This is a genomic window from Neoaquamicrobium microcysteis (genome assembly GCF_008180155.1).
Classification (GTDB): Bacteria; Pseudomonadota; Alphaproteobacteria; order Rhizobiales; family Rhizobiaceae; genus Aerobium; species Aerobium microcysteis.
Genome location: NZ_VSZS01000048.1, coordinates 24,394 through 39,509, shown reverse-complemented (window position 1 = coordinate 39,509; position 15,116 = coordinate 24,394). Strand labels below are relative to the sequence as shown.

Below are 15,116 nucleotides of genomic sequence, written 5' to 3'. Positions count from 1 at the left end.
CCTGCGATATTCGCAACAGGCTCGATTGCTCTCTCTCTCTCTCTCTCTCTCTCTCTCTCTCTCTCTCTCTGACATTGGCAGCCTAGCTGTACCGACAGGATCGACCGTTTCGGGGCCGCTAGCTGACTAACAGCTTTTTGGCGCGGCCAGCGGGATGGCTGCCGATGGCACGGAGTTCAGCTCTTGGCAGCTCTCGACGCAATTTCTGCCTTTGGGGGCGCGCGGTGACGCTACCAAGAGCGGTCAGAAATGAAGGATGAAGTTCTCCTTTGCCATCGAGACTCATCCCTGAGAGCGAGACTTACGCGGCCTAGTCATTGAGCACGCGAATCAACTGCTCCGGCGTCTCCGCTGATCGAAAAGCTTCCGCCACTTTTCCGTCGCGCAGTTCCCTGACGATGTCGGCGATTCTCGTTAGATCTTGCGGTGGCCCATCGGGTGAGAGAAAGGCGATGACGATGTCGACCTCCACATTATCAGGGGTCGGGAAACTGCAGGCCTGCTTGAGGACAGCGACAGCTGCTGCAGGTTGGTGCAAGGTTGCCAGCTTGCCGTGGGGAAGCGCGATACCCCTGCCAATGGCGGTGGAGCCGAGTTTTTCCCTCTCAAGAAGCGGGTCGGCATATTCCGAGGGCTCTCCTCCGAGTTCGTCGGCAAACCGCTCCGCAAGCATTCTGATCACCTCGCGGCGCTTGCAGTCGGGCACGTCGACGAGAACGCGTCCAGGAGTCAAAAGCTCAGACAGGGCCATTTGTGTCACCATCAATCATGTTGGCGCGTCCCTACAACGTTCGAAAACGGAAAGCGACCATCCAGTTGGCTCGAATTGGACTCACGATCACCGCGCTGATACCGTTTTCACTCGTTCCCATTGGGCCGCAGTAACCTCGCTGCGGCTCTTTTTTGCGCTAGTCCAGTGCATTGGAGGAGCCGGGCGCGACAAGAACGTCGCAGCGGGCAGCGGTCAACACCTCACCCACGGTGCTGCCCATCAGGAATCTCGCCAGGCCGCCGCGCCGGCTGGAGCCCAGCAGGATCAGATCGGCCTGAATCGCGTTGGCTGCTTCAAGCACTGCTGCCGCCGGAGGAGCCTTGCTTGTCCTGGCATTGACCTTTCCGGACAGCCCGCATCGATCGATGAACACATCCAGATCGTCCATCGCCTTGGCCTCAGCCGCCACAGCAATACGCTCTGCTTCCTTCGGGTCGACACCTGCGTAGGTGACCATCGCTTCGTTGAGCGGGCTGAAAGCATGGAGCACGGTGAGACGATCGACAGGCAGCAATTCAAGGCGCAGAGCCTCCCTCACGGCATCTACACATGACGGAGACAGGTCAGTCGCTATCAGCCCAGATGCGTAGTCCTCCGATCCCGATCTCGTAACGAGCACAGGACATCTCGTTCCCGCAGCAACGGTCTCCGGCGCTGTGTCCACCAAAGTCCCCAAAGCCCATACCACCGACGGTGCCATGACGACGAGACGAGGGGTGAACTGCGTAACCGCTTCGAGGATGGCGTCACTGGAATATGCGGCACCGCTGATCAACTCGACAGGCGCCAGGGGGCCGAGCACGGCGATGCGGCGTTCGATTCCTTCCTTGATCGAGCGTCGCTCAGCATCGGACAGTTCGCGGTTGTTCTTCGCTTTCAGAACGATGAGACGACCCTTCCAGCGTTCCGCCAAAAGCGCGGCCCTGTCGATGGTGCTCCAGTCATAGCCGTCCAATGGTGAGACCGCCAGGATGGACGGAGAACTGGCCTCGTTCAGCTGCGCCTGTGAATTCATGCCTTCCTGCCTCTGCCTCCCTGCGTCCGGAAACGGTTGCGAATGGTCATTTGCGGCCGCTCCTTTCCTTGACCCATCTCCAGATCTCGCCCCCGCTCAGGAAGAGTGGGATATGAGGTTGCGATTCCATTTGATCGACAGCAAGGCCGACTTCCTTGATATCACCTTGCGCACCAATATCCCGGACCACGAGATCGACACTGCCGCAGCTGACGCGATCACCCACCTCGACGGTGCCGCCAAGCCGTCGCTTCATGAAGTCGGCGATCGATTTGTCCAAATGCTGTTCAGGCACCGCGCTCAGACCATAGGCATCGACCAGAGCCGAGAGTGGTTTGGTCGGATCAAGACTGAATTTCCCGAAGAAGTCTGCATCGTCCTGCGTTAGTTTCTTGGGGCTGGCGAACAGACGGTCGAGGAGGCGCACGTACTGCGGGGCAACGAACATGTAAACGAGGTCGCCTTCCTGGAGCCGGCCCGCATACTGATAGCGCATCGATCGGCCCTCCCGCACAACAAGCGAAGGCCTTGCCCACCTAGGAAGCCGCTCACCTTGGAGGACGGGACTTTCTTTCACGACCCGATAGACGATCAATTCGTGGTCGGCCTGACCCGGCAGATCCAGACCCACGCGCTCGACCGGACCTATCCTCGCGGGGACAATCAGCCCGAGCCACCTCGCCATCGGACGGATCGTCCAGCCTTGCAGCAGGAGTGACATCAGAACGATGATGTAGGCGACATTGAAGAGTAGCTGACCGTTCTCGAGACCTCCGGCAAGGGGGATGATCCCAAGGAGAATGGAAACGGCTCCGCGCAATCCCACCCATGAGATGAAGGCGGTCTCATTGCGTTCGTAGCCGAAGGGAAGAAGGCACAGCCAGATCGCCAGCGGTCGGCAGATAAAGGTAAGCGCAATGGCCACCGCGATCGCCGGCAGCACGATGTCCAGGAACTCCGATGGCGTAGCGAAGAGACCAAGCGTCAGGAACATCGCAATCTGCGCGATCCAGGTCAGGCCTTCCAGAAACCGCCGCAAGCCTACATGGCCCGTGATCCGCATGTTGCCAGCGACTAGCCCAGCGACAAAGACCGCGAGGAAGCCGCTCCCGCCTATCATCCCAACGAACCCGAAAAGACAGATGGCTGCCGAGATGACACCGATCGGGTAGAGCGCCCCTTCGAGCGTGATGCGTTTCGCCGCAGCGACGATGACATAACCGCCGGCCACGCCCATGATCGCCCCAAGGCCCATTTGCATTACGAAGCCCGCGAGCAGGTCCTGCCAGAGCTCGGTCGGTGCCTCCTGCGCCAGGATGAGTTCGAGAAGCATCACCGTCAGGAAGATGGCCATCGGGTCGTTCGAGCCGGACTCCACCTCCAGCGTCGATCGGACGTTTTCCCGGATTGTTATGCCCCCCACTCGCAGCAGGAAGAACACGGCGGCGGCATCGGTAGACCCGACGATGGCGCCGAGAAGGAACGATTCCAGCCACGGCAGCCCGAAAACATAGTGGGCCGCGACACCCACCAGCCCCGCGGTCAGTGCCACCCCTAGCGTGGCCAGGGTAATGGCTGGTGCAGCGGCCAACCGAAATGATCGGAGTTTCGTGTCGAAGCCGGAATCGAAGAGGATGATGGCCAAGGCCAGGCTGCCGATGAAATACGCTGATTCAGCATCATCGTAGGAAATGCCCAGCCCATCCTCGCCCGCCAGCAGGCCGATTCCGAGGAAGACAAGCAGCAATGGCGCGCCGAACCTGAACGCCAAGGCGCTGGTCATCACCGACACGAGAACTAGGCCTGCTGCTATCAGAAAGGCGGGAAATATCAGGTCGAGCATCGGTAGCGGTGCGGCCTCCTCGAGCATGCTTCCGGACAGATAATTGCCGAAGCCACCTTTGTTCGCGAGTCCTTCAGGTGAAATTCGGCAAGCGGGCATGTCTTGATGATGCGCCAACTCGACAAGTGCAAGGGGGGGCGGACAGTTCAACCACTGAGTGGCGGGCAGGTGTCCAACAAGCGATCCAAGGGCTACCTTACAAATGGCCGCTTTTTCCAATGTCCATCCAATAGCCGCTAGTCTCCTTCCCACCCCGCTCCGGTCGTGGACCTCAGCCGGCGTGGGCAAGCTGGGTAATGTTTTCCTGCCGACGCCCTAGGGGCGTCTGCTGACTGTCAGGTTTCGGGCGGTACTTGGTGTTAAGCTGCCATCGCTAAGCCTTCTGATCAGGTAGAGTTCTACCTTGGCCGCTCATGACTTCATATCGGTCATTCAGGCGGAGTTTCCCATGCTCAAAGCCGGCAGCGCCGTGGGCGTCAGCCGCGACTTGTTAGAGGGTGGGAAACGTTACCTACCCCTACGCCAAGAGCCGGGAGCGGCCAGCATGGCCTGCTGTGGCTTTTCGGACACCAGGTTAAGCTGGCATAGCTTTGTTCTCTAACTCGAGGGGGCTCATATAGTCGAGTGTCGAGTGCCGTCGCCGGGGATTGTAGAAGCGCTCGATGTAGTCGAACACATCGGCCCTGGCGTCATCCTCCTCCCGTAGACCTTGCGGGCTGTCCGCTCGGTTTTCAACGACGAGAAGAAGTTCTCCATTGCCGCTTGTCCCAGACGTTGCCCGACCGGCTCATCGAGCAGGTTATGCCGTGGTCAGCCATCAGGCGCTGGAACTGTTTGCTTGTTTATTGGCTGCCCTGGTCGCTGTGGTGCAGCCGGCTGACCACCTCAACAACGCTTGGAACGTTTGCACATAATGATTGTTCGGCATTCAAGGAGAAACGAGCGATGCCAAACGAACGTGACCCCGCCGGAGCCCCCGGCACAGTTGACCAGAAGCCGAGATGGGAGGGGCCGCCGGAAAATCGACCTTCTGGGTACATCCCAGCGACGGACGATCCCGCAACGGCTCCTGATGCGAGCGACACTCGCACCCACCTCGTAAGCCCGAAAGGACCAAGCATGGACCACAGCAAGCACGTACGACTCACCCAAAGCGAACTCACGCCCGATGTACTTGAGGGCGCAACCATTTACGGCCCCGGCAACGAGAAGATCGGGCACGTCAATCACGTTCACGGTAGCCAGGTCGTCATCGACGTTGGCGGGTTCCTTGGCATTGGGGCCAAACCGGTCGCGGTGTCTGCCGCAGAACTCGACTTCATGCGAGATGAGAACGGCGACGTTCATGCAGTCACGAACTGGACGAAGGACCAGCTCAAGGACATGCCAGAACACCGGCACTGAGGTGATGCCGAGCTTCGCGCATCCAGTGTGTGGCTCGGCGCTACAGCGGCGGAAGACCTCATGCTCAACCAGGAACGGGTCTTTTACACAAGCGAGGACGGCGACGAGTGGCGGCTGGCCGGCGCGGCGAGATTAGTGCCTACGTCCAGCATTTCCCGAACGCCGCCTACGTCATCGATGTGAATCCAACATGAATTCCGAAGTTTCAGGGTCTGTCTTGATCGCAGGCGATGCGGCATCGCCTGCGCTAATCTTCAACGGCCTAGGTTGAGCGCATTGAAGTCGAGCCTTAGCGGACCGGCCAGATCCTCCATGGAATCGTGGAGGAGCTCGAGCGCATAGGGCGGGTTGTGAACATGGATGCCTACATCCGAGCCGACGACCTTCCAGTTATATGCTGCCTTAAGAAGGCGCGGGGTCCATGACTTATAGGGCACGGGGCGGCCCTCTGTCTGATCGGCGATGCCGTCGCCATTGTCATCGGCAAAGAAATAGGGGTGGCGCGCGCCGTCATAGACGAGGTTCGCTTGCCCGACGGTGCGCGCATACTCCTCGATCATGGACAGCAGGCGCCGACTGTTGGCCGCGATGTCCCCGGCAATGCCCTTGCGCAGGTCACCGCTGCCATCAAAGCTGACGCGCGCAATGCGGATCTCGCCTGCGTTGCCTGTCTGGTGGCAGGTCAGGCAGGTTTCCTCCGCTACGCTGAGGCTGTGCGGATCGTGGCAGGAGGCGCAGCTGGCGACGGGGCGCGCATGCAGGAAGCGGCCAGAATAGTCCTTGTCGGGATAGTGGTAGCCGATCTGGCCATAGCCGCCGAGCCGCGTTGCGGCCGCCGTTGCATAATGGGGGTTGATGAAGGTGAGCGCTTCATCGGGCGTGTCTTCCTCACGCCCTTCAAGCGTACTGGCGATGCTAACACCCGAGGCGCGGCCCTGATGGCAGGTCGTGCAGGAGGCTTCGCCGGGGTCAATCGGATGGCTCCGTCCGCTGGGAAGTACGATCTGCGTCACCGCGGCAAGACCCGGATTGTGGCAGGTCTGGCAATCCACGACGCTGCCTATGGGAACCGGTGCCGGCGGCAGGCCGGGCGTCTCGCCATCAAGGCCGTGAAAGGCACGAAAGCCGGTGCCGGCATGACACACGGCGCAGGCCGACGGGATTGCACCCGAGGCGTTCCAGTAGGAAAAGGCCAGCGCCGACGCATCTGCATGGCCTGAGCGTGCCCAGGCGGTGATGGCCGCGCTCTGCGGGACGGCGATCGTCTCCGGCGAAAATGGCCCGCTTTGTGGCATCAGGAAGATCGGCGCCTCGTCCGTTTCCTCGGCAATGTCCTGATCCTGGGCCATGCCTTCATGTCCTAGCCACACGGCCACGGCCGGCAGAAGGCAGACCAACGCGACAAGCGCCACCAGCTTCGATCGCATATTGTCCTCCACTTCCCTAATTGATAGCGTCCAAGCTAACAGAACGCTTTACGTAGCAGCAATGATGAGCTTGAGGGAGTGATCCAGATCAAGGCGCTCAGGCGCTCTACTGGCTCAACCTTGGCGACATCTTGCGTTGAGCAAAGCCTGGCGGGGGAGTGCTGTTATTCAGACGCTCATTACAGATCAAAGCGCGCTGTTTGCGGGCCCGGACAAGGATTTGCGCGTCGATGCGCTGGTCAGCGAGGGCGAGCGTGTGGAACAGGGCCAGCCAGTACTGCGCTCGCGCCGTCATCCGCAGATGGTACTGGTGGCCCCGGTCGGCGGCGACGTTGCCGCGCTCGACATCGGCCCGGGCCGGCGCCTGTCGAGCATTGTTTTCTTCCACGACGGCAAGGCCGGCCGGCATGTGCATGAGGCCGCAAGGAGCGCCGACGACGGAGGGACAATCCGGGCCGCTCTTCTTGCGGGCGGGCTTTGGACAATGTTTAGGTCGCGCCCCTTCGGGCGCATCGCCGCGCCGCAGGAAATGCCCGCCGCCATCTTCGTGATGGCGGCCGACAGCCGCCCCGGCGCGCCCTCGCCCGCCATTGCCATTAACGGGCGCGAGGAGGCTTTCGCACGCGGGCTTGCCGCGCTCTTGCAGCTCACAAACGGGCCGGTGTATCTGTGCCATGACAAGGCTTACGCCGCTACAGGCGCGACCCCACGAGACGACCGGCTGCGGCCGGCGCTGGTCGGTCCGGCCCATCCCCACGGGCTTGCTGGCTTCCAGATGGCGTTGCGTCATCCCGCTTTGCCGAACGCGCCCGTCTGGGACGTCCATGCCGAGGACGTGGCCGGCATCGGCGCGTTCCTTGTTGAGGGCCTGGTGCCCCAAACCCGCCTGGTAAGCGTTGCAGGTCCTGCGCTGCGCGAGGCGCGGCTGGTGCGTTGCCAGCCGGGAGCCGATCTGCGCGGCCTGTGTTACGACATCTTGAAGCCCGGGCCGCACCGGCTTCTGGTAGGCTGTGGGCAGGAGGCGCGCTGGCTGGGGCCGTGGCACCGGCAGGTGACCGCGCTTGCCGGGCGCAGCGAGGCGCCGCGCCGGAACTGGTTTTCCAAAGCGCTGAAGGGGGCAAGCCGGCCCATGCCGATCATCCCGACGGCAGCCCTCGACCATGCATTCGGCGGCATCCTGCCCGCTGCCCCGCTTGCCCGCGCGATTGCCGCGAACGATGCCGAAACGGCGGTCCAACTCGGCGCGCTGTCGCTGCTTGAGGAAGACCTTGCCCTTGCCGATTTCGTCACCGCCGCCTCGCCGCGCCTGTCGCGCATGCTGCGCGCCATGATCGACCAGATCGCGAGGGAGGAAGCGGCATGATGCGGGGCATATGGGACCGCGAAACCGTGGCGCTCCTCATGCTTGCGGCAGTCTTTCCGCTGGCGCTGACATGGCTGCTTTCGTCGGGGCTGGAGGGTCTCGTTCGTCTTGGCTTCACGCTCGTGGTGGCGGGTGCATGGCACCTCATCTTCATGTTGGCGCGCGCGCAGCCGCCTTCCTTCGCCGGCGCCTTGTGCGCGCTTGCCATCGCTGTGCTCGCGCCGCTCGAACTGGGGCCGATCCCGTTCGCGCTGGGCATCAGCTTCGGCGTTGTCATGGGTGAACTCGCCTTTGGCGGATGGGGCCGAAACATCGTCAACCCGGCCACGATCACCATCGCATTCCTGGGCTTCGGCTTTGCGTCCGCGCCTTGGCCCCAGCTTCCGGTCCAGCTCGGCTGGTCGGTCCTGCCGGCCATCCTCATCGGCACGCTGTTTGGTGTGATGCCCTGGCGCGTCGTCGCCGGAACGGTGATCGCGCTTGCGGCAGGCTCCATGCTCGCGCCCTTGCCGCAGCAGCAGCTCATCGCGGCCGGCGTCGTGCTCGTCCTGCTCGTGTGCGACCCAGTGACGGCGGCCGCCACCCCTCTCGGACGGCTGGCGCATGGCGCTCTCTATGGCGGGCTCGTCGTGATCTTCGCGCTGAACTGGAGCGCGGGCCAGCCGGTGCAGATCGCTATTTCGGCGGCGCTGCTTGCCGCCCTCTCCGCTCCCCTTCTCGACGACATCGCGCTGCGCATTTGGCAGGCAAGGAGGCCACGTCTTGGCTGACCTCAACCCGATCTCGGTCTGGCGCAAGTTTCTGTCGACGCCCAATGAAAGCCGCGTGAAGACGCTCTGCGTCGCCTTCATCGTCTCGGCCGCCTGCGCGCTGATGGTGACGGCGGCAACCGTCGTGCTGCGTCCGATCCAGGCGCAGAACAGGGCGGCCGAGCAGGAGGCGCGGCTAGAAGCCCTAATCGCGGCCGTGCCGGGGATGGCCGAACTGGTGGGCGCGGCGGGCGGCGCGGCCCTGTCCACGGTGGTGGTCGATCTCAGGCGCGGCACCGCGGCGGCCGAGATCACCCCGGAGACCTTGCAGGCAGCGCTGTCCGATCCGGCCAACTGGACCGAAATCGCGCCGGGCGATGATGTGGCGGGCATCCGCTCGCGGCCCGATTTCGCGCAGATCTACCTGCTGCGCGAGGGCGAGCGCGTCTCGCTTGCCATCCTGCCGATCGTCGGCACCGGCTACAATGGCCGGATCCAGGCATTGCTCGCGCTTAATGGCGACATGCAGACGCTGGCCGGCATCGCCATCACCGAACAGAGCGAAACGCCAGGCCTTGGCGCACGGATCGAGGAGCCGCGCTGGCAGCAGAGCTTTGCCGGTAAACAGCTATTCGATGCGGCCGGCAGCGCGCGCTTTACCGTGGCACGCGGGCAGGCCCGCACCGACCACGAGGTCGACGGCATCACCGGCGCCACGCGCACCAGCAACGCCATCACCCAGATGGTGCGCTTCTGGGTCGGGCCGCACGGCTATGGACCGCTGATGGCCGCCATCCGACGCCGGGAGTTCTAGCCATGGCTGCCGCCGAGGGCCTTTGGGGCACGCTGACTGCGCCGCTGATCCGCCAGAACCCGGTGACGCTGCAGATCCTGGGCATCTGCTCGGCGCTCGCAGTGACGACGTCTCTCGACACGGCGCTGACCATGGCGACCGCGCTCACCGTCGTCATCGTCTGCGCGGCGGGCGTGATCAGCCTGATCAGGGCGCATATCCCGGCCGCCATTCGGCTGATCGTGCAGATCATCGTCGTCGCATCCATGGTCATCGTTGTCGACCAGTTTCTCCAAGCCTTCTTCTTCGAGCTGAGCCAGAGGCTTTCGGTCTTCGTCAGCCTGATCGCCACGAACTGCATTGTGCTCGGCCGCACCGAATCCTTTGCGCGCGCCAACCCGCCCTTGCGCTCCATGGTCGATGCCCTCGGCAGCGGCCTTGGCTACGGGCTGGTGCTGGTGGTCATCGGCGCCACGCGCGAGCTTTTCGGTGCCGGGCGCCTCTTGGGCATCCAGCTTCTCCCGCTTGCCGAGGAGGGTGGCTGGTTCACCCCGCTCGGTCTCATGCTGCTTGCCCCCAGCGCCTTCTTCCTCCTCGGCGGTCTGGTCTGGGCTATGCGCAGCCTGTGGCCGGAGCAGGTGGAGGACACCGAGTTTTCGCCGCATGAGATCGCGAGCCAAGACTGATGGGGGATCTCGGCGCGCTCTTTCTTCGTGCGGTGTTCGTGGAGAACATGCCGCTGACCTATTTCCTGGGCCTTTGCACCTTTCTTGCCCTTTCCAGGCGTACGGGCACAGCCTTCGGGCTCGGCCTTGCCGTCATCTTCGTGATGGGGCTGACCGTGCCGCTCAACCAGATGATCTATGGCGCGGTGCTTGCGCCGGGGGCCTGGGCATGGGCCGGCATGCCGGAGGTCGACCTGTCCTACCTTGCGCTGTTGACCTTCATCGGAACGGTCGCCGCCAGCGTCCAACTCATAGAGATGCTGCTCGAACGCTTTCTGCCAGCGGTGCAGGCCTCCTTCGGCGCGTTCCTGCCGCTCCTGACGGTCCATTGCGCCATTCTTGGCGGCAATCTCTTTATGGTCGAGCGCAGCTACGACCTGGCGCAGGCGGCCGTCTATGGGATCGGCAGCGGTACCGGCTTTGCAATTGCCGTCGTCATGCTCGGCGCGATCCGCACGCGGCTAGCCTATGCCGACCTTCCCGGCGGGTTGCGCGGGCTGGGCATCGCCTTCGTCCTGTCCGGCATGATGTCGCTCGGTTTCAGCGCCTTTGCGCAGATGGCGGCGCAATGACCGAGATCGCGCTTGGCACGGCCCTCATCATCCTGCTCCTCGTTGGGCTCACGGCCGCGCTGGTGGCTGCGCGGGCCAGGCTGATCCCGCAAGGCTCGCTCACCGTCACCGTCAATGGCGGCAAGCGGATCGAGGCAGCGCGCGGCGAGCAGCTGCTGTCCGTGTTGCATGGCGCGGGCATCGCGATCCCGGCCGCCTGCGGTGGCAGCGGCACGTGCGGGCTGTGCCGCGTAAGCGTTGCCGGCGAAGGCGCCGGTGCGCTGCAGGCGACGGAGCGTGCGCTGCTTTCCCCCGCCGAGCGACGCGCCCATGTGCGCCTTGCCTGCCAGACGCGGCTGCGCGGCCCGGTCGACGTCGTGGTGTCGGGCAACATCCTGGCAGCCGAAACGTTTGCCTGCACCGTGCGGTCGAACCGCATGCTGGCGCCGCTGATTCGCGAGTTGGTGCTGGAATTGCCAGAGGGCCGCGCGTTCCGCTTTCGCGCGGGCGGCTTCGCGCAACTGACCGCGCCTGCCTATACGCTTGATCTCGCGACCATCGACATCGATCCGGCCCATCGAGCCGCCTGGAGAATAGCTGGCTGGTTTGCTTTGCGCTCGTCCTCGCCGGGGCATGTCACGCGGGCTTATTCGATCGCGTCGCGCCCGCAGGATCGCGGGCTCATCGTCTTCAACATCCGCTTAGCCGTCCCGCCCGCCGGCCGCGAACACGACGTTCCGCCCGGCATTGTCTCGTCCTACCTCTTCGCTCTGAAGCCGGGCGATGTGGTCGCGGTTGGCGGGCCCTTCGGCGAGTTCCACGTGCAGCCGACGCAGCGCGAGATGGTCTTCATCGGCGGCGGTGTCGGCATGGCGCCTCTGCGCGCGATGATCCACGAGCAGATCGGCCTTAAGACCCCTCGCCGCATGTCCTATTTCTACGGCGCGCGCACCGCCGCCGACCTCTTTTATGTCGAGGAGTTCGAGGAGATCGCGGCACGCCACAAGAACTTCACCTTCGTGCCGGCCCTGTCGGACCCGGCACCGGCGGATCGCTGGACCGGAGCCACCGGCTTCATCCACGACACGGTGCGTAGGGCACTGGAAAAGCTCCCCGCGCCCGACGATTGCGAATATTATCTGTGCGGCCCGCCCGTGATGATTTCGGCGGTCCTTGCCATGCTGGAACGCCTCGGCGTCGAGCCGCACTCGATCTTCAACGATGATTTCGGAGGATAAGGCAATGGATGGTCGGCACGGTTTCATCACACGGCGCCATCTTCTGGCCCTTGCCGGGGCCGCAGCCATCGCCGGTTGCGCTCCCACGGCAACCGGAGCATCGGAGGCCTTGCAGGTTATCGGCGGCAGCGCTTTCGGGACGCATTGGCGGCTGACGCTTCCGCAACAAGCTGATTGCGACGCGCTCCATGAGCAGATCACCGCCCTTCTGGCAGAGCTCGACCACCTCTTTTCGCCATGGCGGCCAGACAGCATTCTGGGCCAGTTCAACGCCGGCGGCAGCAAGGCCTTCGCGGTGCCAGGCGAGGTCGCGACAGTCACGAAGCGCGCGCTTGACCTTGCCAAGGCCAGCGGCGGTTTCTTCGATCCGACCGTGGGGCCTTTGGTCTCGCGCTGGGGGTTTGGGCCGATCGCCGGTGCCGCTCCGCTGCACGGCTGGCGCACCCTTTCCATCGGCGACGGGCAGATACTGCGCGAGGATCCCGCCGTCACGCTCGACCTGTGCGGCATCGCCAAGGGCTACGCGTTGGACCGCATCGCCAGGACCGTCGAGGCCGCAGGTTCCCACGACTTCCTCATCGATCTGGGCGGCGAGCTTGCCGCGCGGGGTGAGCATCCCTCGGGACGCCCTTGGCAGGTGGCGGTCGAAAACCCGCTGCCGCAAGAGCAGGCCCCCGTCGCGATCGTCGCGCTCAAGGACCGCGCCATCGCCACCTCTGGCGATAAGGTCAACGGATATGATGTCGGCGCGCGGCGCTACAGCCACATCATCGATCCGGCAAGGGGAGAGCCGGTCGCAACGCGCCTTGCCAGCGTCAGCGTCATGGCCGACACGGGGTTGAACGCGGATGGCTTTGCAACCGCGCTGATGGCGGCTGGCGAGGCCGGCCCCGCCCTTGCCCGCAGGCTGGGGCTCGACGCGCTCTTTGTCTTTCGTAGCGATGCCGGGCTCGTGGAGATCACGACCGGCAGTTTTGCGCATCAGGCTGCATGAGGCCGCCCATGGAAGCCCTGATCGCCATTCTCCTCGTTGCGTTGTCGGCGGCCGGGCTCGCCCTCGGCCTCCTGGCGGGGCGCGGGCCGTTGCGGCGCGGTTGCGATGGACTTGCCTGCGTCGATGGCAAGCGTTGCAATGCCTGCCCCGGCCGCAAGGAACACGTTCAATGAGCATGCAGCGCACCCACATCGCCTCCATCATGCGCACCGGGTTCGAGCGTTTGCAGCCCGCAACGCCCATCCGTGAGGCCGTTGCGCGCCTTGCTAAGCGCGGCGCCGCCGCCGCACCCGTCATCGACGAGGACGGACGGCTCGTCGGCATTCTCACGCAGAAGGACTGCTTCCGCCCGATGCTTGGCGCGAGCTATTACGACCAGTGGGAGGGAACAGTGGAAACTTTCATGTCCCGCAACGTCGCAACGCTTCCCGAGACGCTCGATTTCGTTTCGGCCGCCGAAGCCTTTCTCGCCCGCTCGCACCGTGTCTACCCGGTTATGCGCGATGTCGAGATCGTCGGCCTCCTCCACCGCTCTGATCTCTTTGCAGCACTGGTGGAACTATCGGGTGGCGCGTACAACCGTCCACCAGCAAATCTGGCTGACCCGGTCGCCCGAAAGAGAGTATCACGCATCTAATTCCAAGAGCCGGCGCTCGCCTCGCCTCCAGCGGGTCGTCCCCGCTATGTCGACGGCGCACTTCTTGGGAACCCCAGGACGAGTGCTGGACGTGCGCCGGGTTAACGAATGTGCTCGTGAACGCTGCGTCCGCGACTGAGACGCCAATGCCTGGTCGGGCACGAAGCCGCCGCGGCTCCATCCTAAGACAACCACCAGCGGCGATGCCGAGAAGGCCGAGGCGGAATAAATTGAAGCGGGTCAGGCGCCTGAAGCCCGGAGGGGTCGACCCGATCAGCGGCGAGGCTGAGGACGTCGCAGTCTGCCATATCGCCTGGGTGGCCTCCACCGCCGTCAGCGCCTCGGCTTCCGCGCCCGCGATAGCGCCTGCCCGGCGGACGCAGTAGCGCTATGCATACCGAGTCGGAAGACGTCTTGCGCGGGGCCGTCTCCGGACGGTCCGGTTATCAGGAATGTTCTTCGGTGAGCTGCTGTTCTAGGTATGCCCATCTACCGAACGCGGGAATTGACCGCCCATGCTCTTATCGCGAGCAAGATTTCCCCTTCGGGTCCGGTAGGAAGTCTCTGCTGAAGCTCGTGCCGAAGGCGATCTCGTGCGGTGTCGTCGAGAGAGGAGCAGTATTTCGGTGCTGAGCCGGTACCGCCGAGGAATGGCAGCCAGTAGTCGTTGAAGTGTGGGAATGCGGCCGGGATATCGATCGCACGCACCTCGACGTCACCCAGGCCGACGCGTTGGAACAGCTGTTTCAGCGGGCCAGGGCGGCAGATTGGCGCCTTGACCCCATCATCATAATCTGAGGCCTGGGGGTCGAGGCTTGTGGCGACGTCGAAGAACGTTCGCATCACCTGCATGTTCCCTGCGTAATCCCAGACGTACAAGCCAACAGTGCCGCCACGCTTCGCGACACGAGCCATCTCACGAACTGCCGCCTCCTTGTCTGGTACAAAGTTGAGCACGAGGCCGGATACGGCAGCGTCGAAGCTGTCGTCAGGCTGAGGGATCGCCTGCGCATCCCCTTGGATGAAACTAGTGTGCTGGCGCGGCAGCGCGGCACGAGCCGAATTCAGGAAGGTTTCCGAACTGTCGACGCCGACCACCTCGGCAGGTTCGCACCTATCCAGAATTGTCGAAGCGAGGACACCAGTCCCGCAACCCACGTCGATCCACCGTGCTCCAGGAGCAAGATTGAGCCAGTCGGTAAAAAGAGGCGCAATCCGGCGGCTCCAGCGCCCCATGTATCGCTCGTAGGCGTCGCTCGCCCCCCAGAGATTTTGATCCTGCGTGGGCATTGCAGTCCCGTTAAGTCAAACGGCCCAATCTATCCTGACGCAACGATCGCGGGATGTCATCCTCGTTGCGGCTTGCGCGCTCACAATTTTGTCCCCTGCGGGCCGCTGCTGTCCGGTGGGGGCCGTATCCGGACGGTCCGGTTCTGGGAAGCGCTTGGCGGTTAGCTGACATTCCGGGGACGCATTGTCAGGCAAACTTTGCCTAGTCAGCACACCACCCCATCGTCGCCGTTCGGGCTGCTCCGACAGCTGCCCGAAACTTGCCGTTCATAGACTACACTTCGACGCCAGAACCGGGGCCATCTCTTGCCTGTG

Annotated in this window: 15 protein-coding genes and 1 pseudogene; 10 read left to right on the top strand and 6 right to left on the bottom strand. The window is 63.7% G+C overall.

The genetic code is table 11. The features are described from left to right. Positions 1 to 310: 310 nt before the first annotated feature. The 4 genes and pseudogenes from FY036_RS01405 to FY036_RS24070 form a co-directional block, all read right to left on the bottom strand. Positions 311 to 751 carry a PTS sugar transporter subunit IIA gene (locus FY036_RS01405; protein WP_161601071.1) on the bottom strand — a complete coding sequence of 147 codons (441 nt, stop codon included), beginning with the start codon at positions 749 to 751 and terminating at the stop codon, positions 311 to 313. A 157-nt stretch (positions 752 to 908) separates the two neighbouring features. Next, positions 909 to 1,787: a universal stress protein gene (locus tag FY036_RS01400; protein ID WP_148912924.1), complete on the bottom strand. Its 879-nt coding sequence runs from the start codon at positions 1,785 to 1,787 to the stop codon at positions 909 to 911. A gap of 46 nt (positions 1,788 to 1,833) precedes the next feature. Beyond that, positions 1,834 to 3,849 (bottom strand): potassium/proton antiporter, encoded by a 2,016-nt coding sequence (locus tag FY036_RS01395; protein ID WP_235897441.1) that lies wholly within the window; start codon positions 3,847 to 3,849, stop codon positions 1,834 to 1,836. A 355-nt stretch (positions 3,850 to 4,204) separates the two neighbouring features. Then, a pseudogene (locus FY036_RS24070) lies at positions 4,205 to 4,502 on the bottom strand (IS3 family transposase); the annotation flags it as partial. Positions 4,503 to 4,749: 247 nt separating this feature from the next. On the opposite strand from FY036_RS24070, the gene FY036_RS01385 reads away from it, so the two are divergent. Then, positions 4,750 to 5,034, top strand: coding sequence for a PRC-barrel domain containing protein (locus FY036_RS01385; RefSeq protein ID WP_148912923.1), 285 nt, complete (start codon positions 4,750 to 4,752; stop codon positions 5,032 to 5,034). A 254-nt stretch (positions 5,035 to 5,288) separates the two neighbouring features. Here the strand turns inward: FY036_RS01385 and FY036_RS01380 are convergent, their stop codons facing one another. After that, a complete protein-coding gene (locus FY036_RS01380; protein WP_148912922.1) occupies positions 5,289 to 6,461 on the bottom strand; it encodes a cytochrome c3 family protein in 1,173 nt (390 codons plus the stop codon). 220 nt (positions 6,462 to 6,681) lie between these two features. Here FY036_RS01380 and FY036_RS01375 point away from each other — a divergent pair, with 220 nt between their 5' ends. From FY036_RS01375 to FY036_RS01340, 9 genes are read left to right on the top strand one after another with little or no spacing between them, the layout of a single operon-like run. Then, positions 6,682 to 7,824 carry a Na(+)-translocating NADH-quinone reductase subunit A gene (locus FY036_RS01375; protein ID WP_210247462.1) on the top strand — a complete coding sequence of 381 codons (1,143 nt, stop codon included), beginning with the start codon at positions 6,682 to 6,684 and terminating at the stop codon, positions 7,822 to 7,824. Then, positions 7,821 to 8,594, top strand: a complete 774-nt coding sequence (locus FY036_RS01370) for an RnfABCDGE type electron transport complex subunit D (RefSeq protein ID WP_148912920.1) — start codon at positions 7,821 to 7,823, stop codon at positions 8,592 to 8,594. Before FY036_RS01375 ends, FY036_RS01370 begins: the two co-directional genes overlap by 4 nt. Further along, entirely contained in the window at positions 8,587 to 9,387 is an 801-nt protein-coding gene (gene nqrC / locus FY036_RS01365; protein WP_148912919.1) for an NADH:ubiquinone reductase (Na(+)-transporting) subunit C, read from the top strand. Before FY036_RS01370 ends, nqrC begins: the two co-directional genes overlap by 8 nt. Before the next feature lie 2 nt (positions 9,388 to 9,389). Next, positions 9,390 to 10,052 carry an NADH:ubiquinone reductase (Na(+)-transporting) subunit D gene (locus FY036_RS01360; RefSeq protein WP_148912918.1) on the top strand — a complete coding sequence of 221 codons (663 nt, stop codon included), beginning with the start codon at positions 9,390 to 9,392 and terminating at the stop codon, positions 10,050 to 10,052. Further along, positions 10,052 to 10,663: an NADH:ubiquinone reductase (Na(+)-transporting) subunit E gene (gene nqrE, locus FY036_RS01355; protein WP_148912917.1), complete on the top strand. Its 612-nt coding sequence runs from the start codon at positions 10,052 to 10,054 to the stop codon at positions 10,661 to 10,663. Before FY036_RS01360 ends, nqrE begins: the two co-directional genes overlap by 1 nt. Then, positions 10,660 to 11,880 (top strand): NADH:ubiquinone reductase (Na(+)-transporting) subunit F, encoded by a 1,221-nt coding sequence (nqrF, locus tag FY036_RS01350; protein WP_148912916.1) that lies wholly within the window; start codon positions 10,660 to 10,662, stop codon positions 11,878 to 11,880. The genes nqrE and nqrF overlap by 4 nt, the downstream gene beginning before the upstream one ends. A 4-nt stretch (positions 11,881 to 11,884) precedes the next feature. Further along, positions 11,885 to 12,874: an FAD:protein FMN transferase gene (locus tag FY036_RS01345; RefSeq protein WP_148912915.1), complete on the top strand. Its 990-nt coding sequence runs from the start codon at positions 11,885 to 11,887 to the stop codon at positions 12,872 to 12,874. Between the two features lie 8 nt (positions 12,875 to 12,882). Beyond that, complete coding sequence (locus FY036_RS23850) at positions 12,883 to 13,047, top strand: hypothetical protein (protein ID WP_201744671.1); 165 nt, start codon at positions 12,883 to 12,885, stop codon at positions 13,045 to 13,047. Continuing rightward, positions 13,044 to 13,511 (top strand): CBS domain-containing protein, encoded by a 468-nt coding sequence (locus tag FY036_RS01340; RefSeq protein WP_148912914.1) that lies wholly within the window; start codon positions 13,044 to 13,046, stop codon positions 13,509 to 13,511. Before FY036_RS23850 ends, FY036_RS01340 begins: the two co-directional genes overlap by 4 nt. 489 nt (positions 13,512 to 14,000) lie before the next feature. Here the strand turns inward: FY036_RS01340 and FY036_RS01335 are convergent, their stop codons facing one another. Continuing rightward, a complete protein-coding gene (locus FY036_RS01335; RefSeq protein ID WP_148912913.1) occupies positions 14,001 to 14,801 on the bottom strand; it encodes a class I SAM-dependent methyltransferase in 801 nt (266 codons plus the stop codon). Positions 14,802 to 15,116 lie beyond the last annotated feature (315 nt).